The sequence below is a fragment of the Shewanella sp. NKUCC01_JLK genome (assembly GCF_019345615.1).
In the GTDB taxonomy this organism is placed as follows: Bacteria; Pseudomonadota; Gammaproteobacteria; order Enterobacterales; family Shewanellaceae; genus Shewanella; species Shewanella oncorhynchi.
In genome coordinates, this window is sequence record NZ_JAHKRD010000001.1 from 29,662 (window position 1) to 52,113 (window position 22,452).

The window sequence follows — 22,452 nt, forward strand, 5'->3', positions numbered from 1 at the left end:
CGTTCGGGAATTATACGTAATCGGGATCAAAAGATTAACCCATTTGTGCAAAGCAAATAAAAAAGGACGCTTTTAGCGTCCTTTTAGTGTCAGTTATTCGTGCCAGCGGCTTAGCGCATCGCTAATAACATCTCTTGTGGCTGCTCAAGATACTGTTTCCACAGATTACAGAAGCGAGCAATGGTGCCGCCATCGATCACTCTATGGTCACCTGACCAGCTCACTTGCATGATTTGGCGAGCTTCGACTTCCCCTTTCGCGTTAAAGCGCGGTAGGGTTTGCAACTTACCTAAGGCCACAATCGCCACCTCAGGTTTGTTGATAATAGGCGTCGCCACTGTGCCACCTAAAGCGCCAATGTTAGAAATAGATATAGTGCCGTCTTTCAGATCCGCTGGCGCCACGCGGCCGCTACGGGCTGCTTGGGTCAGGCGGGTGATTTCTGCGGCCACTTCTAAAATGCTCTTGTCCTGCACATCTTTGATGTTGGGCACCAAGAGACCGACTTTAGAATCCACCGCCATGCCGATATTGTGACGCGCCTTATAAGTCAGTTCAGTGCAATCCGCATTCACTTGACTGTTCATCACAGGGAACTGACTTAACGCGAGCGACATTGACTTCATGAAGAAAGGCATCATGGTCAGCTTCACTTCATCAGACGAATACTTCACTTTCATGCTTTCACGCAGTGCAACTAAGTCTGTTAAATCAAACTCTTCACAATAGGTAAAGTGCGGAATGCTCGACACAGATTCCACCATCATGCGTGCCATCACAGCTTTTACGCCGCGGATAGGCTCAACCGTGTCAGCGCGTTGAGTCACTGTAGATGTTGGGACTTGGGTTTGAGATGCTTGAGTCGCTTGAACTGACGCCTCTTTTACCTGAGCCACACTTGGAGCAGAAACATTGCTCGCGCCTTGTTGGAAGCGAGTGATGTCTTCCTTATACACACGGCCGTGCTTTCCTGTGCCAGGTACTTGGCTCAAATCGATATCTAACGACCGCGCCATACGGCGAACTGCTGGGCTGGCTAAGGCTTTACCTTGACGAGCAGGCTCTGCACTCACAGCCTGCGCTGCAGGTGCCGCATTATCTGTATTTGTTGTCGCTGCAGGTGCAGAAGCCGCCTGTTCAACTTCAATGGCAAATAAAGGCGCATGCACTTTGGCAAGCTGACCTTTGCGATAATGCAGTTTGGCTATTTTACCCGCTTTAATGGCAGGAATTTGCACCAGCGCTTTATCTGTCATCACGTCGGCAATCGGTTGATCTTCCTCAACCCAATCACCTTCACTCACCAACCATTCGACTAGCTCACATTCAACTATGCCTTCGCCGATATCTGGTAGCAAGAATTCTTCAATGCTGACAGACGAACTGGATGACGTGGTCGCGTTTGTGACTGCCACTGGCTCAGCAGCTTTTGCGATTGTCGCAGCTGCAGCCGCAACAGATTCTTCGCCCGCGATTTCAACGGCACCTTCAATTTGTACGGCATAAAGCGGCGCATGCACTTTCGCAATATCGCCCTTGGCGTAATACAGCTTAGTGACTACGCCAGCAAAAGGCGCAGGGATTTGCACTAAGGCTTTGTCTGTCATGACATCGGCAATCGGCTGATCTTCAACGACTGTGTCGCCTTCTTTGACCAACCATTCAACCAACTCACACTCCACAACACCTTCGCCAATATCCGGCAAAATAAAATCTTTAATCATACCGGACTCCTAGAAGGTCACTGATGCTTTGATGGCTTCAAACGTTTTGAATGCATCTGGCATGTATTCTTTTTCATGAATGAGTGGGTACGGGGTATCTAAACCACAAACGCGGCTGATGGGTGACTCTAAATACAAGAAGCATTCTTGCTGAATCGTCGCCGCTATCTCACCAGCAAAACCACCGGTTAATGGCGCTTCATGGTTAACCAGTAAACGTCCGGTCTTTTTGACTGAATCGGCAACGGTATCGATATCCCAGGGTGACAAGGTGCGTAAATCGATAACTTCACAGGAGATCCCTTCTTTAGCGGCCATGTCGGCGGCTTTTTCAAGGATTTCCATTTGCGCGCCCCACGCCACTAAGGTGATGTCTTTACCTTCGCGAACCACTTCAGCCTTACCCAGTTCAATTTCATAATCGCCCGCTGGCACTTCGCCAACCGATGCACGATATAAACGCTTAGGCTCAAAGAAGATCACCGGATTTTTGTCACGGATTGACGCCAACAGCAGACCTTTGGCTTGCTCAGGGTTACGTGGCACCACCACTTTTAATCCCGGTGTCTGGGTAAAATAAGCTTCGGGTGATTGAGAGTGATAATGGCCGCCCGCGATACCGCCGCCATAGGGCGTACGGAACACTAATCCACCGACATCGAACTCATTACCGCTACGGTAACGGAACTTAGCCGACTCGTTAACGATTTGATCAAACGCCGGAAAGATATAATCGGCGAATTGAATTTCAGCCACGGCGGTCATGCCATTTGAGGCTAAACCATTGGCAAAACCGGCAATACCTTGCTCTGTCAGCGGCGTATTAAAGCAGCGAGCGCGACCGAATTTTTCTTGAAGACCGGAGGTGGCGCGAAATACCCCGCCAAAGTGGCCCACATCTTCACCAAAAACCACCATGCGTTCATCGGCTTGCATGGCAATCGACAAGGCCTCATTGACGGCCTGTAACATATTCATTTCAGCCACGGCTTATAGTCTCCCTGCACTTTTTGGATAGGCTTGCGGATATTTCTTGATATGTTCTTTAAGCTCGGCGAGTTGCTTTTTCAGCACTGGCGTCGGCTTGTCGTACACATCTTCAATAATTTCATCCAGCATAGGCACAGGAATTTTTTCAGCCACTTTTACCGCAGCCAATACTTCTTCACGATATTTTTCATGCAGTTTCACATCATCCGCTTCAGCCAACCAACCTTTGTTGATAAGCCATAATTTGAAGCGTTTAACCGGATCGTGTTGCTGCCACTTGGCTTCTTCATCTTTCGAGCGATAACCAGAGGGGTCGTCTGAAGAAGAGTGCGCGCCGAGACGATAAGTCATGGCTTCAATCAGCACAGGCGCATTATGCTCAATCGCATAGGCGCGGGCTTGCTGAGTTGCGGCTAACACGGCCAACATGTCATTACCATCAACACGAATGGTGTGCATGCCATAACCGACACCACGGCTGGCAATACCGTTACCGGCAAACTGCTCTTCAGTGGGGGTAGAAATCGCGTAGCCATTGTTACGACAGAAGAAAATCACTGGGCATTTCAGTACCGCGGCCATGTTTAGGCCAGCATGAAAATCCCCTTCCGATGCAGCGCCTTCGCCAAAATAACAAACCGCGACTTTGCGCTTACCTTGCATTTTTAAGCTGTAGCCCACACCAGTCGCCTGCGGGATTTGCGTGGCTAACGGTGAAGAAATCGTTTGATAATGCAATGCCGCACTACCGTAATGGATTGGCATTTGTCGACCTTTACCAAGATCTTTCTCGTTACTGAACATCTGATTCATAAACTGTTCAGTGGTAAAGCCGCGATAACGCAGCGCCGCATGCTCGCGATATTGCGCGAGGATCACATCTTCTTGATCGAGTGCGGCCACACTGCCGACAATCGCCGCTTCTTCACCCGTACAGGTCATGTAGAAGCTGATGCGCCCTTGACGCTGGGCGCCAAGCATACGTTCATCAAGTACCCGAGTGAATACACAGGTATCGTAAATTTTAGTGGCTAAGGTTTCATCTATCACAGGCAAAACCGCGGTTTCATAAGTGGTGCCGTCGGCTTGTAGAATTCGAAGGATAGGAATGTGTAGCGATGCCTTATCCAAGAAGCCGACACGGTGCACTGTATCAGTGTTGAGTGTTGCTTTGCTCATATTGTGCTCTTGTTATCTCATTACGCATCAAAGCGTTTTGATGCGTCTGTTTATACGAATATGCCCGACGAACATTACGTTAACGTAAACTACCTATCAACCATTGGCATAGCTCAAACCACAAGTTATCCCTGCCACGCATGTATATATTGCTTTACAAGCCTAACGCACGTCCGCATTCACCGCAGGGATCAGGCAAATCACAGTGCGATTGCCAATAGGCACTTTGGCATTAGGGAACACGACAGACTCAAACTCGTGCTCCACTTTAATTTCTTGCCCACCTTCCCGCGCTAAAACAAAGCCCTTCGGGAAAGATCTGAAGTTTTCGACATCTGTTGCGAAGGTAAATTCAAAATCATCGAAATGTTTATTGATGACGCGGCACACTTGGTACAAGTTAACCTTATCGGCATCAAATGCATCCAGCGCCAACGGCTTAGCGGTGATCAAGCGCATGAACATTTCATGGGTGGCGATAAAACGCGTCATGTCGTTCTGCCCCATGGGATACACTTTGCCAAGCTCAATGGTAAAGGCATCGGCACCGTAGCGTTCAGAGGAAAAATAGCTGAAGGTCGTGGTCGGTTCGTGGTGGAAAAGTACTGTATCGACGCCGCTTGCGGCTAAAAACATAATTTGCTCGCCGCTAAAGGCGCGCCCAGGACGATAGGGATAGATAGCGAACTTTTCATGCTTCGAGGCGCGCATCGCCGTGTGCAGATCATAATGGATGCGCTGACGTCCATCGGCAACCGCAGTATAAAAACGATCGACATAGGCTTCGAGTTTTTTCGCGCGTACTCGCTCAGGGTTCACTAACCCTGGTGGATTGGAATGCTCACCACTAAAGAGACGATTCATGTTTTCGTCAATAATCCGCGTGCCGTTATTAATCGCTAATGGGTTACCAATGAGAAATAAAGTGCGCTGCTTTGCGATGATCTTTTGCTGTAGAAGTTGTTTAATTAAGCTATTGCAGAGTTCAATGGGCGCGGTCTCGTTACCGTGAACACCGCAGGAAAGCACAATATCTTTTCCTTCATTCTTTACTGGTTCGAAAACAATAACACCGGTATCCCACACTTCCACTTGAGTATGATCGCCTAAGTTAAATGAAAATTCGCCATCGAACTGTTCAGGATGGGCTAAGGTGAGCGCTAAAAAATCCTTTGAATCTAACAGAGCTTGTAACACAGAATTCTCCTTATAATGATGTGTAACAGTATTGGCGCAATAGCATAAGTACAGGCAGTAATAACCACTTAAGCATTTATCTCACCGCGGTTAGTCTCACTCGCACCTAAAAAACGGCTTCAATACTAACACATGTTTTTAGTGCTGTTCTCAGACATTTATTGCCGTAGGACCCAGTTTTAAGCGGAATGACATTCAACTAAGCTGATTGTTAAATTCTTAGGACATTCCCTAAGAATTTCCCATGATAAATATTCCAGCTTGAGGCTTGCTTTTGCACTCAAGTTTTATCACAATCCTTAGCCATCTAGACTTCTATTGGATTTAATTATGGCGTTAGCAACCTTTGGTGCCGGCTGTTTCTGGGGCGTAGAGTATTTTTTTAGACAAGTGAACGGCGTATCGAATGTCACCTGCGGCTATATGGGCGGCAATAATGCGGCGACAACCTATGAAGAAGTCAAAAAAGGCAAAACGGGCCATGCCGAAGTGGTGCAAGTGGAATTCGATCCCGCCCTTGTCAGTTATGAAGACTTGCTCGATGTATTTTGGAAAAACCACAATCCAACGAGTCTGAACATGCAAGGCGGAGATATTGGCACCCAATATCGCAGCACCATTTTCTTCCACGACCGTGAGCAAAAAGCGGCCGCAGAAGCCTCAAAATTAGCTTTTGCCCGCTCAGGTCGTTGGGGATTACGCCATATCGTCACTGAAATTGTGCCATTGCAACAGTTCCATGTTGCTGAGGAATATCATCAAAATTACATCGATAAGAATAACTTACCGAGTTGTCATATCGAATACTAAGTACGGTCAAATCAGTATTAGATCAACTACTCACAGCTGAATTAGACACAAACAAAAACGCACTCAAATCTGAGTGCGTTTTTTTATTTTGAGGCGTTAGCTAAACCTACTACTGGATTAAGCGTTTAGCGCCTTATCAATTAATGCCTGCGCATCTTTGATGATCTCAGCTAAATGTTGCTCACTGATAAAACTTTCGCCGTAGATCTTAAATAACGCTTCCGTGCCCGATGGACGCGCCGCAAACCAACCATTCGCCGTAGTCACTTTGATGCCACCAATGGCCGCATTATTGCCCGGCGCATGGGTTAACACGTTTTCGATTGACTCACCCGCAAGCACAGTGGCATTTAAGGTTTCAGCATTCAATAACGCAAATTTGGCCTTGTTTTCAAGACTGATTGGGCTATCGATACGCTTATAAAAGCTTTGGCCAAATTGTTTTACTAACTCTTGGTGACGCTGACCTGGGGTTTTACCTGTCACCGCAAGGATCTCTGCCGCAAGTAACCCTAGAATAAAACCGTCTTTATCCGTACACCAAGTAGAGCCATCACGGCGTAAAAATGCCGCGCCAGCACTCTCTTCACCGCCAAAGGCGATTGTGGCTTCGGCTAAACCATCGACAAACCACTTAAAACCCACTGGCACTTCGAGTAACGTTTTGCCGTGGAAAGCACAAATTTTATCGATAAGCGCACTCGATACTAAGGTTTTACCTATGGCTAAGGTATCGCTCCAATCTGGTCTGTGTGTCAGTAAATAATCGATAGCGACCGCAAGATAATGATTCGGATCCATCAAACCCGTACCAGGGCAAACGATGCCGTGACGGTCATAGTCAGGATCATTACCAAGGCATAAATCAAAGGATTCTTTATGGGCGAGTAAACCTGCCATCGCATAGGGAGACGAGCAATCCATGCGGATTTTACCGTCTTTATCCAGCGGCATAAAGCTAAAGCTTGGGTCAACTTTATCATTAACTAACGTGATATCGAGTCCATAACGCGCGGTAATCGGTGCCCAGTAGAAAATCCCTGAACCACCGAGCGGGTCCACACCGATACGCAGCTTAGCGTTGGCAATCGCTTGCATGTCGATAACATTTTCTAAATCAACCACATAGGGCGTGATCAAATCAATGGCTTGCACATAACCCGAAGTCAGCGCTTCGGCATACGCTAATTTTTGCACGCCAGCTAACGCTTGGCGCAAGTAATCATTGGCCCGCGACTCAATCCAAGCCGTGATATTTCCTTCGGCCGGTCCGCCATGAGGTGGATTGTATTTAATCCCACCATCTTGAGGCGGATTGTGGGAAGGCGTAATGATCAAACCATCGGACAATGCCGCACCCGTAATATTGGCTTCGCGATTGGCGCAAATCACCCCATGGGACACCACTGGTGTTGGCGTGAAACCATCATTCTGCTGGATGTGCACTGTGACTTTATTTGCCGCCAGCACTTCAATGGCCGATAAATAAGCGGCGTAGGATAACGCATGGGTGTCAATCCCGAGGATCAACGGCCCATTGATATTCACCGATTGGCGATAATCCACCACAGCTTGGGTAATCGCCCAAATGTGTTGTTGGTTAAAACTGCCATTGGAAGCGCAGCCTCTGTGCCCAGAAGTGCCAAAGGTGACGCGTTGTTGTACGTCATCCATATTTGGCGTGATGCTGTAATAATGGCTCATCAGTTTTGGAATATTGACCAGATCCGTCTGATTAGCGATTTGTCCTGCCCTTTGATGTATTGCCACCTATGGCTCTCCTGCACTCAATTACAATTAGAAAAAGTAGAAAAATGTCGTACTAACCAGGCTCACCCGCGGATTAAACGCGCTCGGCGATGCCCGCTGCTACTGTCGCATCACAACCAAATTGCACTAAAACTTCCGATAAAATAGTGCGTTTCTTGGCGGTATTGTTGTTACTCGTTACCCAGAAACCACTTGCACCAATTTCTTTTGGGTTAGCCGAAGCACTCGCTTCGAGCAGTTGCTCCTTAGAGCGAGCAAAATACAAACGATCGCGCCCTTGGATCTGCAAAATTTGTGAGAATTGCTCTGGGGCTAATTGATACAAACTTTCGAGCAAAAACAGAAAACGACCTACTGCGCCTTTTTGCTGCGATAACTGATGTTCATCGACTAAGCGACTAAAATCATTCACTGCTGGCACTGTTTGCGCCGCGATGGGCTGAATAGGTTCAGCTTCAAGACTGGGTTGGCTAATCGCCAAAGGCTGGGGTTGTTCGACCGCATCGACGGACAGGCCGAGTAATCGACGAAGAATGTCAGAGGCGCTCTCACCAATACGTTCTGTTTTGCTGGCAATATGACGATAGAGCTCTTCATCTACTTCGATATATTTCATAACCTTAATTATCCTTTGTTATTCGACAGGCTTAACCGAAAAAAGTGTACCACAGCGATCGGGGCAGATCATTGCGATCTGTTACCAGTGTATCTATCTCTATCAATCTGATAAAGCGCCATTATTCTAAAAGTGCGGGAAATAGCACAGCAAACTAGCAGTTAATCGACAATTGCCGAAAAAGCACACAAGTTACTGGCCGCCCCCACTATAGAAATGGCAACTGACTTGTCAAGCCAACGGCATTAAGGGCACAATTCGCGTCACGCTAAGCTAAAAATCTCCAACAGGAATCACCATGAACTTTGTTTCCACAGGCCAAGGACCCGCAGTGCTCTTGATCCACGGCTTGTTCGGTAATCTAGATAACCTCAAAGGTCTAGGGCAAGTATTAGAAAATCAGTATCAAGTTATTCGTGTCGATGTGCCCAATCATGGTTTAAGTGAGCATTGGGATCAAATGGACTACCCTCGCCTCGCCACTGTAATGATCAGCTTGCTCGACGAACTGGCTATTGAACGCGCCCATATTGTGGGTCACTCCATGGGCGGTAAAATCGCCATGGCGACGGCGTTAGCTCATCCAGAGCGCATTATCAGCATGGTGGCAGCCGATATCGCCCCCGTCGCCTATGAGCCAAGACACGATACAGTGTTTGCGGCATTAGAAAGTCTGCCCTTAGAAGGCCATACCGACAGACGCTTTGCCCTAAACCACTTAATTGACAATGGTATTGACGAAGCAACGGCACAATTTTTACTCAAAAATCTACAACGCACTGATACTGGCTTTCGTTGGAAAATGAACTTAAGTGGCCTAAAGGCTTGTTATCCTAATATTATTGGCTGGCAAAATCAGACACTAAATCCAGTACAAAGCTATGCTGGACCAAGTCTGTTTATTCGCGGCGGCGACTCAAATTATGTCACTAGCGAGCACAAAAGCGCTATCATGGCGCAATTCCCCGCGGCACAGGCAAAAACACTTGAAGGATGTGGTCATTGGTTGCATGCGCAAAAACCCGCCATTTTTAACCGGATCGTGTCTGAATTTATTGACAAACATTCAATGTAAATCAGCAGCAAACTCGACCGAAAGCATATGGCAGCCGCCATCTTGTTGTGATATATTCGCGCCTCTTTTGGCCTTAGAACACTCTCAAGGACTAAGAAAGTATGTTATCTCAGTACATGGAACAAATTGAAACCATCGGCCTGAACCTGTTTTTTGCCTCGATATTTTTCTTTATCGGCATGGCCATCCACGATGTGCTTAAACAAGGTAACGTGCCAAAATTTGGTCGATTTATTGTTTGGTTAGTGTTATTTCTCGGCTGCGCCGGGTTTATTGTAAAAGGTATTATCCAGATCACTTGGGAAGGCTCAGGGATCGGTTAACAATAAGAACATGGCAAAAGAAGCGACAGACAGAACCACTATTGACCTTTTTGCCAACGAAAAGCGCCGGGGCCGACCACGTAGCAATCCTTTGTCCCGTAGCCAACAGCTTAAGGTCAACAAACGCAATCAAATCCAGCGCGATAAAGCCAACGGATTAAAGCGAATAGAGTTAAAGGTGTCACAAGATTTGTATGACGCCTTGAATGAGCAGGCATTGGCCAGTAACATCAGCCGTAGCCAGTTAATCGAATTAATTCTTCAGCAACAAGTTGAGTGCTGAACGAGTACCAGCAAGATTAACCTAATAAGTGAACTAGACATTAAAGGATAGACAATGGCAACTGTAGGTCTTTTTTTCGGTAGCGACACAGGTAACACCGAAGCTGTAGCCAAGATGATCCAGAAAAAACTGGGTAAAAAAATGGTTGAGGTGAAAGATATCGCCAAAAGTACCAAAGAACAGATTGCAGAGTATGACTTGCTGCTGTTCGGCATCCCGACCTGGTATTACGGTGAAGCGCAATGTGACTGGGATGATTTCTTCCCTGAATTAGAGCAAATTGATTTTACTGACAAACTTGTCGCTATTTTTGGTTGTGGTGATCAAGAAGATTACGCTGAGTACTTCCTTGATGCCATGGGCATGGTTGGCGATATTGTTCAGGCCCGTGGTGGTATCATCATCGGCCATTGGCCAACTGCAAGCTACAATTTTGAAGCCTCTAAAGGTCAAGTCGATGACGACCACTTTATTGGTTTAGGTATCGATGAAGATCGCCAGCCAGAGCTGACTGAAGAACGTGTTGATGCTTGGGTTAAGCAAATTTACGAAGAAATGTGTTTAGCTGAATTAGAAGATTAATTCTGTTAACCATTTGATTAAAGCGGCTTTAACGCCGCTTTTTTTATGCATATATTTCTGACTAAGAATAACGACATACCACACTCATGAGCAACACACCTCGCTCCAATCATTGGGATATTTTTTGCACCGTCGTTGATAACTATGGCGATATTGGCGTCACTTGGCGTTTAGCCAAACAAATAGCCAATGAGTATCAGATCCCCGTTAATTTGTGGGTCGACGACCTCGCAAGCTTCTCGCATATCTTACCGACACTCGATCCACTAAAAGCCACTCAAACCTTCAATGGTGTGAATATTATTCATTGGAAAGAGCCTTTACCTATAGAGTTTGTCGCAGGAGCAGTGCTCATCGAAGCCTTTGCCTGTGAACTCCCCGAACAGGTAAAAGAGCAGCTGGCTTATTTACATCAGAACGCCCCAAAATCTGTACCTGTTTGGCTGAATTTAGAGTATTTAAGCGCAGAGGATTGGGTTGAAGGCTGCCATGGTTTGCCATCGTTACAAGCCAATGGTTTGAAAAAGTATTTCTACTTTCCCGGTTTTAGCGCCAAAACGGGTGGACTCATTTGCGAGCAAAATTTGTTTGCAGAGCGTGATGCTTGGCAAGCTGATACTGCCAATAAATTGCAGCTTTTTACTGATCTAGGTCTTAAGGACATTCAGGCACAAGACACAGTGATTAGCGTTTTTAGCTATGAGACCGAGGCGCTACCCGCATTATGTGAGTTATGGCAGCAATCGGTAGAAAAAATCCATGCGCTGCTCCCAAAGGGGCGTAGCTTAAACAGTCTGACACATTTACTGCCCTGTGAGATTGCCGATCTAGTGCCGGGTCAACAGATAAATCATGGTAATTTAACCCTGCACATTTTACCTATGACAGACCAACAGGGGTTTGATCGCCTGCTCTGGAGCTGTGATTTTAATATCGTGCGCGGTGAAGATTCCTTTTTACGTGCCCAATGGGCCGCAAAACCCTTCATTTGGCACATTTATCCCCAAGAAGATGATTATCACCTCGTAAAATTAGAAGCTTTTCTCAAACTTTACTGCGATAATCTGCCACCTAAAATTGCTTGTTATTGGTCTGAATTGAATCTCGCGTTCAACCAAGCACAGCAATCAGCCGTGAGCCTTCACTGGCAAAACCTTAATCCTGTTAATTTGCCCTTGTTGCATCACCATGCTAAACAATGGCCAATTAATGCATTAAATGCTGCAGATCTCGCTACTCGACTAGTTCAGTTCGTTAAAAACAGCTAAGATACTGCGCGAAAACAGAAAAATCTAAATATAGGAAATAGTGTAATGAAAACTGCTCATGAAATCCGTCCTGGTAACGTGATCATGTTAGATGGCAGCCCATGGGTTGTGCAGAAAACTGAAACAACTCGTTCTGGCCGTAACGCTGCTATCGTTAAGTTAAAGTTGAAAAACTTACTGCTTAACTCTGGTACTGAAACGACTTTCAAAGGTGAAGATAAGTTAGAAGACATCATCTTAGATCGTCTTGACTGCACATATTCTTACTTTGCAGATCCTATGTTTGTATTCATGGATGCAGAATACAACCAATACGACGTAGAAGCTGAAAACCTAGGTGATGCAGCGGCTTATATCGTTGATGGTATGGAAGAAACTTGCCAAGTGACTTTCTATGATGGCAAAGCTATCTCTGTTGAAATGCCAACCACTATCGTACGTGAAGTGATCTACACTGAGCCTTCAGCTCGTGGCGATACTTCAGGTAAAGTGATGAAGCCAGCGACTATCACTGGCGGTGGCACAGTGAGTGTTGCTGACTTCGTGAAAGTAGGCGACAAAATTGAAATCGACACTCGTACTGGTGAATTCAAGAAGCGCGTTTAATCGCCCTTCTCGTTTCCAGACACAGAAAAGCCAGTGCTTGCACTGGCTTTTTTGTTGCTGTTTTTTTAGTGATGTGTCGAGTCACTCAAGGGAATAGGTGTTATCCAGCAAAATCCCCTCATTAAATAAGCGTTAGCATTGCGGCCCTAAGAAACGTCGCTCCCAAGCCCCTATCTCACTCAAATAACTTTGGAATTCAATTTCCTTCACCGATACAAAGCCAGTGACAAAATCGTCCCCGAGTAAGCGTCGTGCCGAATCACTTTGGCGCATTTGCGTTAACGCAGCTAAAAATGTCTGCGCTAGGTCATGGCTGCTATCGTAGGCGCTCCCGGTTTCTGGTGCACTTGGCGATAATTTTTCTTCTATTCCGGCAAGGCCCGCTGCCAAAGATGCGGCAATCATCAGGTACGGATTAGCATCGGCGCCCGCAATGCGATTCTCTACCCGTCTCGCCACTGGAGCACTTAATGGCACACGTAGGCCAGTGGTACGATTATCAACGCCCCAACTTAAATTAATCGGCGCTTGACTGCCGGAAATGTAACGTCTAAATGAATTGATATTGGGTGCAAATAACAACATTAAATCAGGTAGATACTTTTGTAATCCGCCGATGTAGTGGTGAAAACGGTCAGTGTCACTACCATCAGCATGGCTGAAAATATTATGACCTTTATCATCGACGACACTTTGATGTAAATGCATAGAACTGCCGGGTTGACCCGCTATGGGTTTCGCCATAAAAATTGCATTCAAGCCATGTTTAATGGCGATTTCTTTCGCCGCGTATTTAAACATAAAGGCTTGATCCGCTAAGGCCAGCGGATCGCCATGCACTAGGTTAATTTCATATTGCGATAGCCCCATTTCATGGATCCAAGTATCACCTTTAATCCCAATCGCATCGATAGCGGCATTAAACTCATCCCAAAATGGTGCGAGTTCATTGAGCATATTCATGCTAAACGCGGATTGACCATTTTCAGCTCGGCCACTTTTTGAAATGGGCGCCTGATACGGAACACTCGGATCGGTATTCGATTCAGTCAGATAAAACTCAATCTCAGGGGCCACCACGGGCGTTAACCCAAGGGCTTGGTAACGGGCCAACACATTTTTTAACATAGAGCGCGGCGCAAATGGACATAAATTGCCATCCAGTAATACGCAGTCATGGATGGCAAATGCGCGCGGCACTGTGCTCCATGGGATCATCTTGAGGGTGCTGTAATCGGGGACGAGTAAAAGATCAGGATCAGCATCAGGGAAAACAGGATCGTAGGAATACTCACCGGTAATCGCCTGCATCGAAATCGCTTGGGCAATACGTAATTCAGCACCCTGAGCAAAACTTCGGGCTGGCATAAGCTTTCCCCTTGGATAGCCTGAAATATCAGGGAATAAACATTCGACATCACGTATTGTGCCGTGCTCGAAAAACGCAGTAAGAAGAGTTGAGTCCATTTGATTCGTTTGCCACTAATGTTGAAAATAATGCCCTGAAGGATGCAAAGTATAATCAGGCTTTGATTTGAAAAGCTACATGGCGACGATGAAATATGTAAAATATAAATGACAATTTCGTAAAATATAATTTGACATCAGTTGAAAATATTCATTTAACAGTGTAATCGTGTTTATTCTAGTTCAAACCTCATCACTCTTTACTCACCTTTTACTCACCTTTTACTCACCTTTTAGTCACCTTTTACTCACCTTTTACTCACCTTTTACTCACTCTAGCCGCCTAACCCCATTACGGCAGACATTAAAAAACCAGCCGTAGCTGGTTTCTTATATTAATCGTGACAGAAGTTATGCAATCACAATAAAGCCGATAAATGCTATTACTGCTGCGATAAGCGTATAAGGTAACTGAGTCACAGCATGGCTCACTAAGTTACAACCTGAGCCTTGGGCGGCCAATACGGTTGAATCTGAGTAGAAGCACGCTTGGCTACCAAATGATGATGCAGACAATAAGGCCCCAATGACTAATGGGATGTCCGCCCCAACCGCTTGCGCTAATGGCATCACGATAGGAATCGTCACGGCAAATATACCCCAGCTCGAACCTGTGGCAAACGCGAGTATAGCCATAGATAAGAACACTACCGCAGGCAGCAATTTAGGTGTCATAAATGGGCTTAATGATTCAATGACATACTGCGGCAGTAATAACTGATCGCACACATCCTTAAACACAAACGCCGCAATCACAGTGCTAATGGCTGGTAGCATGCTTTTAAAGCCATCGATCATTTGGTCCATCATCTCTGAAAATGGCATCAAACGCTGCACTGCATAATAAGGAATCGTGATAACTAAGGTCGCCAGCAAGCCTTTCCACACGTCGATATCAAAGTACACGGTAAAGGCAACTAACAAACCAATAGGCACTAAAAAGTTATGCAGTTTGCCCTGATTATCGGCGTGCTTAAATTCCTCTTCTATGGCTTTAACCGCATATTCATCCGAAGTTTGCACTTGGTCGAAATCCACTTGCGCTTCAGCGGGTTCACCTTGGGCAGCGCGCAGCTGCGCAGCCTTCATTGGACCAATGGCGGGCACAATACCTAATGCTACAAGTAGCACCATAGCCACAGCTAACCAAGCATAAAGCATGTAAGGAATAGCTTGCATATAAACTGCAATGCCTTGACCTTCGGCTGCCACACCGTTATCCACCAGTAATCCACCAAAAAATACCGCCCAAGTCGATAATGGCACTAACACGCACACGGGCGCGGCGGTGGAGTCCACGACATAGGCGAGCATTTCACGGGACACTTTAAATTTATCCGTTACACGCTTCATGGTTTCACCCACGGTCAACGCATTGAGATAGTCATCGATAAAAATCACGATCCCAAGGATAAATGTCATTAATAGGGAAGATTTAGGTCCTTTCGCCAATTTAAGTGCATTGCGGCCAAACGCTAATGCGCCGCCAGTTCGTACTAAAAGTGCGATGAGCGCACCAAAACCACCACACACCAGAATCAACCAACCTATGGTTTCATCGGCCATAACCTTCAATGACACACTAGCAAAATTGTTTAAGACTTGACTGGGATCGAGTAACAGGAAACCGGTTACCGCACCTATGATCAAAGATAAAATAGGACGGCGTAACCAAATAGCTAACACCAATACCACCAAAGGTGGAATGAGACTTAACGCTGTCGGTTCAGACATGCACTTAGGTCCTCTAAATAAATCGCCTAAAAGGCAAATGGTTTTAGAATAACGTCTGAAATCAACACGATTTAGAACGTCAACACAGCTGCTTCATGATGACTAACCCTGAAGATAAAACCCGCGAATTGCTTGCTATCTAAGGTGCCTTGCCAAAAACATCGCGCAGAAAATAAAGCGCATCGAATATTGAGTCAACTATAAATTTAACTTGATAGAAAATAAATTTATTTCCCGCGAGACAATTTTACATAACCGTATAATCTAGAAGACTTTTAACGCGATTGTAACTTAAACATTTATGATCTTCTTAGCTTAATAAGCATTCAATAAATATGCCTAATTATCACAAGATAAAATGCCGCGGCATAAGTTTACCTTATCAAAAATATCTGACTAAAAATCAACCATTAAGTATCAGCTAAAATACATTTCCTTCTGTCACGATTGATATGGCTAATATAGAGAAATTAAATATGGGTCAGCTAATGAAAACGCATTTTCATCTTTCGAAATGAAAAAACATAAACAAGATTCCCCTACCAACCCAATAGATAAACAATCTTAAAATCATGCCAATGTCAGAACATAAAACTTGTGCAGATTTCTTTAATCGTCTGTTAAAGCATATTTAACTGAGGGATATTTATAAAAAAAGCGCAATTCTGTGCTTATCCCCCCTTTCATCTACAATGAAATTTCGTTATGGTGCGCTAACTTAAGCCAAAACTTTATGCATGTTCCGAGGTGTAAATGCGCCCTATCATCAAATCCAACAAGCTGGATACCGTTTGCTATGACATCCGCGGCCCAGTGCACAAGGAAGCCAGACGTTTAGAAGACGAGGGGCATCGAATCCTCAAACTCAACATTGGTAATCCGGCCCCCTTCGGTTTCGAAGCGCCTGAAGAAATTGTGCGCGATGTGATCCTCAATTTACCCAGTGCCCAAGGCTACTGTGAGTCAAAAGGATTATTCTCTGCCCGTAAGGCCATAGTGCAGCATTATCAAGCCCAAGGGATTTTTGGTGTCGATATCGAAGATATCTATATAGGTAACGGCGTTTCAGAACTCATTATGATGGCAATGCAAGGCCTGCTGAATACCGATGATGAGATCTTAATCCCCTCACCAGACTATCCCCTGTGGACAGCAGCGGCGAATCTCGCGGGCGGCAAGGCTGTGCATTATCGCTGCGATGAAGAAGCGGACTGGTTCCCCGATCTCAACGACATTAAAAGTAAAATTTCATCACGTACTCGCGGCATAGTGCTGATTAACCCGAACAACCCAACCGGAGCGGTATACAGCAGAGAATTACTGCTGCAAGTGGTTGAACTGTGTCGTCAACATGATCTGATCCTTTTTGCCGATGAAATTTACGATAAAATTTTATACGACGAAGCCAAGCATATTCCTGCTGCGGGTCTATCAGACGATATTTTAACTGTTACTTTTAACGGCTTATCAAAGGCTTATCGTGCAGCAGGATTTCGTGTTGGTTGGATGATGTTATCTGGCAATCTTAAGGCTGCTAAAAGTTACATCGAAGGCTTAGAAATGCTGTCCTCGATGCGCCTCTGTGCAAACGTGCCCAATCAACATGCAATTCAAACCGCGCTCGGCGGTTATCAGAGTATTAACGAGCTTATTTTGCCTAATGGCCGCCTCACAGTCCAAAGGGATGCCTGTTACGAATTGCTTAACCAAATTCCAGGTGTGAGCGTTAAAAAACCAAAGGGCGCACTCTATGCCTTTCCGAAACTGGATATGAAAAAATTCAATTTGCGGGATGATGAGCGTTTAGTGCTGGATTTGCTCAGAGAAAAGAAAATCCTGTTAGTCCATGGCAGCGCCTTTAACTGGCCTGAGCCCGATCATTTGCGAGTGGTTTTCTTGCCCTATAAAGAAGATCTGAAGAAAGCATTTACCGAGTTTGGGGCCTTCCTCGAAAACTATCGACAGTAAAATATCCCTTTAACGGTTTGAGACATAAAGCGATCCTAGTGGTCGCTTTATTTTTAGCTATTTCTTTAAATCCTCTACGCTCATGCTCACGTGTCATCCAAGGCTGTGATAATCTAAGACTTCACTAGCGTCAATACTGCCTACTCACTCGTTTCATGTCTTCCATTGCAGCTTGTCGCCTTCCGATTTCACTCTTTAGCAGGAAAACTATGAGTCACTTATTTGCCCATTTAGCTCGCATGAAACTGATCCAACGCTGGCCTTTGATGTACAACGTTCGCACTGAAAATGTTCAAGAACACTCGCTGCAAGTTGCCATGGTGGCCCATGCACTGGTGATCATCAGTAATAAGAAATTCGGCACGACGCTCGATCCCCATCAAGCCACGAGTCTGGCGATTTTTCACGATGCCAGTGAAATTCTCACGGGTGACTTACCGACGCCGGTAAAATACTTCAATAAAGAAATTGAAGCCGAGTATAAAAAGATTGAGGCGATTGCCGAGCAGCGCATGTTAGATATGGTACCTGAGGAATTTAAAGAAGATTATCGCAGTCTGTTCATCAGCGATTACGCCGACCCCGTTTACAAGACCATAGTGAAATCGGCTGATACTCTGTGTGCCTATCTTAAATGCCTTGAGGAAAACCGCGCTGGCAACAGTGAATTCAATACCGCCCGTAAGCGTCTCGAAGACATGCTGGCGACAAATCCAGATCCCGCAGTACAGTATTTTATAAGCTGCTTTGTGCCAAGTTTCACCTTGAATTTAGACGAAATTAACAAGATGCTTTGATTTTCCACTCTCGCTAGGAATGCATATGACTTCAAGTGTTTGGCAAGAACGCCGTCATGGTGAAGATAAACAACGGCGCTTTGATCACCGCAGCCCTTACCAAAGAGACAGGGCGCGTATTCTCCACTCGGCCGCCTTTCGCCGCCTTCAGGCCAAGACCCAAGTGCTCGGCGTTGGCATGAATGACTTCTATCGCACCCGATTAACCCACTCACTCGAAGTCTCGCAAATTGGCACCGGCATAGCTGCTCAGCTCAGACGTAAATATCCACAACATAAACAGCTGCTTTGCTCTATGAGCTTATTAGAGTCCCTGTGCTTGGCCCACGATATTGGTCATCCTCCCTTCGGCCACGGTGGCGAAGTCGCATTAAATTACATGATGCGCGACCACGGCGGTTTTGAAGGCAATGGCCAAACCTTTCGTATTTTATCGAAACTTGAGCCTTACACATTAGATTTCGGGATGAACTTATGTCGGCGTACCATGCTCGGGATTTTGAAATACCCTGCGCCGCACTCGAAGCTATTTGTCGCGGGTGAACATAATGAAATCACCAACCACAGACAGTTAAAACCGTCACAATGGCCGCCGGTTAAGGGCATTTTCGACGATGATAACGACATCTTCGCTTGGGTGCTTGAGCCTTTGTCTGAGGCGGATAGCCGTCGTTTTACATCAACTCAGCAAGGTTCACACCCCGCCCTGCACCACTATCCACATCTGCGAACCCAGTTTAAATCCTTCGATTGCTCGATTATGGAACTGGCAGATGACATCGCCTATGCGGTGCACGATCTCGAAGATGCGATTGTGATGGGCATAGTCACAGCGTCCCAGTGGCATCAAGATGTGGCGCCGACACTGACCAACAGCAGCGATGCGTGGATAAAACAAGAGCTGGCAGATATTGGCAACAAGCTGTTTTCCCATGAGCATCACCTACGTAAAGATGCCATAGGCACACTCGTTAATGGCTTTGTCACCGCTATTGTTATCTCAGAAGATGACGTGTTCGAAGAGCCATTATTACGCTTTAATGCGACGTTAGAGCCAGAATTTGCCATTGCGCTCAATGTGCTCAAGCAACTGGTTTATAAATACGTGATCCGTAAACCTGAGATCCAAATGCTCGAATATAAGGGCCAGCAGATTGTGATGGGATTATTCGAAGCCTTCGCTTCCGATCCCGAGCGTTTACTGCCACTGAACACCCAAGAGCGCTGGCGCGAAAGTGAGCAACAAGGCTTAAACAGTCACAGAGTGTTGGCGGACTATATTTCAGGGATGACAGATGAGTTTGCGGGGCGACTGTATCAACAGCTATTTAGCCCCAAAGCGGGCTCAAATGTGGAACTGAGCAAGGAAATGTAGGTAAGCAGACATTGCGCGGCCCGACTTGCTATAAAGCCAGACCGTTTGTAAATGTACGAGTTTCTATAAAAGCTAGACTTTCTACAGAGTCAGCGATCACAGCCGTTCTTTATCAAAATGCGAAAGATAAAAGACAAAAAACCACCTTGCGGTGGTTTTTATTTTGTCACTATTTCAAGTCAAGCTCGATTTATAAAGCGCCGATGGCATCTTTACAAAGTTGAGTGATACGATCCCAATCGCCGTGTTCCATTGCATCCGTTGGCGCAATCCAGCTACCACCAATACAATCGACGTTTTTCAGCGCTAAATAATCTTTATAGCTGCTTGGCGTAATGCCACCTGTTGGGCAGAAGCGAATATCCGCTAGCGGACCCGAGAAGGCTTTAAGAGCATCAACACCACCCGAAGCTTCAGCTGGGAAGAATTTAAAGTGGGTGTAACCGAGCGCCATCCCCGTCATCACTTCTGAAATGCTCGCAACCCCTGGAATTAAAGGGATTGGACCATGCATACCCGCTTTGAGCAGTTCAACCGTTGCGCCTGGGGTAATAATAAACTGCGCACCCGCGGCAATCGCAAGATCAAGCTGAGCTTCGTTTAAGATAGTCCCTGCGCCGACTAAGGCCTCAGGCACTTCTTTGGCGATTTTAGTGATAGCTTCGAGTGCACAAGGCGTACGCAAAGTCACTTCTAACACGCTAATGCCGCCGGCAACCAGTGCTCGCGCTAATGGTACCGCATGTTCAATCTTGTTAATCACCATAACAGGAACAATAGGGCTGCGTTTAAAAATATCTTGTGGCTGTAGTGACCAGTTATTCTCAAGCATTGCGTTATTCTTCCTTTGTATTAATAAAGTTCATCGATGGCATTAGTACAACGCGCACCAGTTTCTGGACTACTTAGATTTGAACGTAGCGCACTAAATAACTCGCGGCCCATGCCATAACGTGAGCGATGTAAATCCACTATTCCCGCTGCTCTGGTGGCAAGTTCAGCTTCAGATACAAGCAGGCTCAGTTCGCCTGTTAACGCATCGACACGGATCAAGTCGCCATCTTGGACTTTGGCAATTAAACCGCCATCTAAGGCTTCTGGCGTTAAGTGAATCGCCGCAGGGACTTTACCCGACGCGCCAGACATACGACCGTCAGTCAGCAGCGCGACTTTAAAACCTTTGTCCTGAAGCGTGCCTAATAATGGCGTTAATTTATGCAGCTCTGGCATACCGTTGGCTTTCGGGCCTTGACCTTTAACCACCACAACACAATCTCTATCCAGAGCACCGGCTTGGAACAAGGCATCGAGTTTGTTTTGATCGTCAATCACCACTGCGGGCGCTTCAACGACACGATGTTGTTCTTGTACTGCTGACACTTTGATCACAGCGCGGCCTAAGTTACCTTTGAGTAATTTTAAGCCACCATTGCCTTGGAAAGGTGATGCGACTGACGTTAACACTTCAGTATCTAAGCTAGTCGTTGGACCATCGACCCAGCGCAGTTCACCGTCGAGCAACCTTGGCTCTTGGGTATAACGGCGTAAACCAAAGCCCGCAACGGTATTCACATCTTCATGCAATAGACCCGCATCGAGCAATTCTTTGATTAAGTACGCCATGCCACCGGCTGCATGGAAATGATTAATATCGGCATGACCGTTTGGATACACGCGCGCCACTAATGGTACAGCATCGGATAATTCAGAAAAATCATCCCAGTTCACAATAATACCGGCAGCACGAGCCGCGGCGACAATGTGCATCGTCAAGTTAGTTGAACCGCCAGTAGCCAAAAGTGCCACAATGCCGTTAACCACAGATTTTTCGCTGACCACTTCACCGATTGGGGTATATTGAGTCCCCATTTCAGTTAAACGGCACACTTGCTTAGCCGCCATCTTATTTAACGCTTCGCGCAGTGGATCATCAGGATTAACAAAAGATGAGCCAGGTAACTGCAGACCCATCACTTCAAGCATCAACTGATTCGAGTTTGCCGTGCCGTAGAAAGTACAGGTTCCTGCACTGTGGTAAGACTGGGCTTCTGCTTCGAGCAGCTGCGCGCGATCTACTTTACCTTGGGCAAATTGTTGACGAATACGGGCTTTTTCTTTGTTCGGGATACCTGATTTCATCGGCCCTGCCGGCACGAATAACATAGGTAAGTGACCAAAGCTTAAGGCACCGATAAGCAAACCTGGTACGATTTTATCGCAAATGCCGAGCAGTAAAGCGCCATCAAACATGTTGTGAGACAAGCCCACAGCCGTTGCCATCGCAATCACTTCACGACTCAGTAAGCTCAATTCCATACCGGGTTGACCTTGAGTCACACCGTCACACATGGCCGGAACACCGCCCGCCACTTGTGCAACACTGCCGACTTCCTGACAGGCTTTTTTAAGCAATTCAGGATAGCTTTCATAGGGTTGGTGCGCAGATAACATATCGTTAAATGCCGTCACTATGCCGATGTTCGCCTTATTCAATTGACGCAATGCATTTTTGTCGTCTGGATTACAGGCGGCAAAACCATGGGCTAAGTTGCCACAGCTCAATGAGCTACGGTGTACACCATGGTTACGGGCATCATTCAATGCGGCGAGATAACCTTCACGTGACGCTTTGCTACGGGCAATAATTCTGTCGGTAACAGCTTGAACTACTGAATGTATTTCTACTGA

At 46.1% G+C, this 22,452-nt stretch carries 20 protein-coding genes; 10 read left to right on the forward strand and 10 right to left on the reverse strand.

Annotated features, from left to right (window positions below; translation table 11 throughout):
- Positions 1-110: 110 nt before the first annotated feature.
- The 4 genes from KO537_RS00150 to astE form a co-directional block, all read right to left on the reverse strand.
- On the reverse strand, positions 111-1,724 hold the full coding sequence (locus KO537_RS00150) for a dihydrolipoyllysine-residue acetyltransferase (RefSeq protein WP_173244927.1): 1,614 nt from the start codon (positions 1,722-1,724) through the stop codon (positions 111-113).
- Positions 1,725-1,733: 9 nt separating this feature from the next.
- Positions 1,734-2,711: an alpha-ketoacid dehydrogenase subunit beta gene (locus KO537_RS00155; RefSeq protein ID WP_028759982.1), complete on the reverse strand. Its 978-nt coding sequence runs from the start codon at positions 2,709-2,711 to the stop codon at positions 1,734-1,736.
- A 3-nt stretch (positions 2,712-2,714) separates the two neighbouring features.
- Positions 2,715-3,893 (reverse strand): thiamine pyrophosphate-dependent dehydrogenase E1 component subunit alpha, encoded by a 1,179-nt coding sequence (locus tag KO537_RS00160; RefSeq protein ID WP_113939702.1) that lies wholly within the window; start codon positions 3,891-3,893, stop codon positions 2,715-2,717.
- 162 nt (positions 3,894-4,055) lie between these two features.
- Positions 4,056-5,090, reverse strand: coding sequence for a succinylglutamate desuccinylase (gene astE / locus KO537_RS00165; protein ID WP_173244928.1), 1,035 nt, complete (start codon positions 5,088-5,090; stop codon positions 4,056-4,058).
- A 330-nt stretch (positions 5,091-5,420) separates the two neighbouring features.
- On the opposite strand from astE, the gene msrA reads away from it, so the two are divergent.
- Positions 5,421-5,900 carry a peptide-methionine (S)-S-oxide reductase MsrA gene (gene msrA, locus KO537_RS00170; protein WP_173244931.1) on the forward strand — a complete coding sequence of 160 codons (480 nt, stop codon included), beginning with the start codon at positions 5,421-5,423 and terminating at the stop codon, positions 5,898-5,900.
- 117 nt (positions 5,901-6,017) lie between these two features.
- On the opposite strand, the gene pgm is transcribed toward msrA, so the two are convergent.
- Together pgm and seqA are read right to left on the reverse strand one after the other, a co-directional pair.
- Complete coding sequence (gene pgm, locus KO537_RS00175) at positions 6,018-7,670, reverse strand: phosphoglucomutase (alpha-D-glucose-1,6-bisphosphate-dependent) (protein ID WP_219233565.1); 1,653 nt, start codon at positions 7,668-7,670, stop codon at positions 6,018-6,020.
- 73 nt (positions 7,671-7,743) lie between these two features.
- Positions 7,744-8,286, reverse strand: a complete 543-nt coding sequence (seqA, locus tag KO537_RS00180; protein WP_198573466.1) for a replication initiation negative regulator SeqA — start codon at positions 8,284-8,286, stop codon at positions 7,744-7,746.
- A 298-nt stretch (positions 8,287-8,584) separates the two neighbouring features.
- Between seqA and KO537_RS00185 the strand changes: the two genes are divergently transcribed.
- The 6 genes from KO537_RS00185 to efp all read left to right on the forward strand — a co-directional run bounded on the left by KO537_RS00185 (position 8,585) and on the right by efp (position 12,423).
- Positions 8,585-9,361 (forward strand): alpha/beta fold hydrolase, encoded by a 777-nt coding sequence (locus KO537_RS00185; protein ID WP_219233566.1) that lies wholly within the window; start codon positions 8,585-8,587, stop codon positions 9,359-9,361.
- 101 nt (positions 9,362-9,462) lie between these two features.
- Positions 9,463-9,684 (forward strand): DUF2788 domain-containing protein, encoded by a 222-nt coding sequence (locus tag KO537_RS00190; protein ID WP_006081578.1) that lies wholly within the window; start codon positions 9,463-9,465, stop codon positions 9,682-9,684.
- Positions 9,685-9,694: 10 nt separating this feature from the next.
- Positions 9,695-9,967 carry a LexA regulated protein gene (ybfE, locus tag KO537_RS00195; RefSeq protein WP_006081577.1) on the forward strand — a complete coding sequence of 91 codons (273 nt, stop codon included), beginning with the start codon at positions 9,695-9,697 and terminating at the stop codon, positions 9,965-9,967.
- Between the two features lie 54 nt (positions 9,968-10,021).
- The gene (fldA, locus tag KO537_RS00200) at positions 10,022-10,549 is read left to right on the forward strand and encodes a flavodoxin FldA (protein ID WP_006081576.1); all 528 of its coding nucleotides are present in this window, start codon (positions 10,022-10,024) and stop codon (positions 10,547-10,549) included.
- Between the two features lie 86 nt (positions 10,550-10,635).
- Positions 10,636-11,817 carry an elongation factor P maturation arginine rhamnosyltransferase EarP gene (gene earP, locus KO537_RS00205; protein ID WP_028759989.1) on the forward strand — a complete coding sequence of 394 codons (1,182 nt, stop codon included), beginning with the start codon at positions 10,636-10,638 and terminating at the stop codon, positions 11,815-11,817.
- A 45-nt stretch (positions 11,818-11,862) separates the two neighbouring features.
- Complete coding sequence (efp, locus tag KO537_RS00210) at positions 11,863-12,423, forward strand: elongation factor P (protein ID WP_105252465.1); 561 nt, start codon at positions 11,863-11,865, stop codon at positions 12,421-12,423.
- Between the two features lie 132 nt (positions 12,424-12,555).
- Here the strand turns inward: efp and KO537_RS00215 are convergent, their stop codons facing one another.
- Together KO537_RS00215 and KO537_RS00220 are read right to left on the reverse strand one after the other, a co-directional pair.
- The gene (locus tag KO537_RS00215) at positions 12,556-13,890 is read right to left on the reverse strand and encodes a glutamine synthetase family protein (RefSeq protein WP_219233567.1); all 1,335 of its coding nucleotides are present in this window, start codon (positions 13,888-13,890) and stop codon (positions 12,556-12,558) included.
- A gap of 351 nt (positions 13,891-14,241) precedes the next feature.
- Positions 14,242-15,624 carry a Na+/H+ antiporter NhaC family protein gene (locus KO537_RS00220; RefSeq protein WP_173244947.1) on the reverse strand — a complete coding sequence of 461 codons (1,383 nt, stop codon included), beginning with the start codon at positions 15,622-15,624 and terminating at the stop codon, positions 14,242-14,244.
- A 753-nt stretch (positions 15,625-16,377) separates the two neighbouring features.
- Here KO537_RS00220 and KO537_RS00225 point away from each other — a divergent pair.
- The 3 genes from KO537_RS00225 (at position 16,378) to KO537_RS00235 (ending at position 19,764) form a co-directional block, all read left to right on the forward strand.
- Positions 16,378-17,592, forward strand: a complete 1,215-nt coding sequence (locus KO537_RS00225) for a pyridoxal phosphate-dependent aminotransferase (RefSeq protein ID WP_131524175.1) — start codon at positions 16,378-16,380, stop codon at positions 17,590-17,592.
- A gap of 209 nt (positions 17,593-17,801) precedes the next feature.
- A complete protein-coding gene (gene yfbR / locus KO537_RS00230) occupies positions 17,802-18,389 on the forward strand; it encodes a 5'-deoxynucleotidase (protein ID WP_173244950.1) in 588 nt (195 codons plus the stop codon).
- 25 nt (positions 18,390-18,414) lie between these two features.
- Positions 18,415-19,764, forward strand: coding sequence for an anti-phage deoxyguanosine triphosphatase (locus KO537_RS00235; protein WP_173244953.1), 1,350 nt, complete (start codon positions 18,415-18,417; stop codon positions 19,762-19,764).
- 190 nt (positions 19,765-19,954) lie between these two features.
- Here KO537_RS00235 and KO537_RS00240 read toward each other — a convergent pair whose 3' ends face one another.
- Both KO537_RS00240 and edd read right to left on the reverse strand, forming a co-directional pair.
- Positions 19,955-20,596, reverse strand: a complete 642-nt coding sequence (locus tag KO537_RS00240) for a bifunctional 4-hydroxy-2-oxoglutarate aldolase/2-dehydro-3-deoxy-phosphogluconate aldolase (protein ID WP_028759995.1) — start codon at positions 20,594-20,596, stop codon at positions 19,955-19,957.
- 20 nt (positions 20,597-20,616) lie between these two features.
- On the reverse strand, positions 20,617-22,443 hold the full coding sequence (gene edd / locus KO537_RS00245; protein WP_028759996.1) for a phosphogluconate dehydratase: 1,827 nt from the start codon (positions 22,441-22,443) through the stop codon (positions 20,617-20,619).
- Between the last annotated feature and the right edge of the window lie 9 nt (positions 22,444-22,452).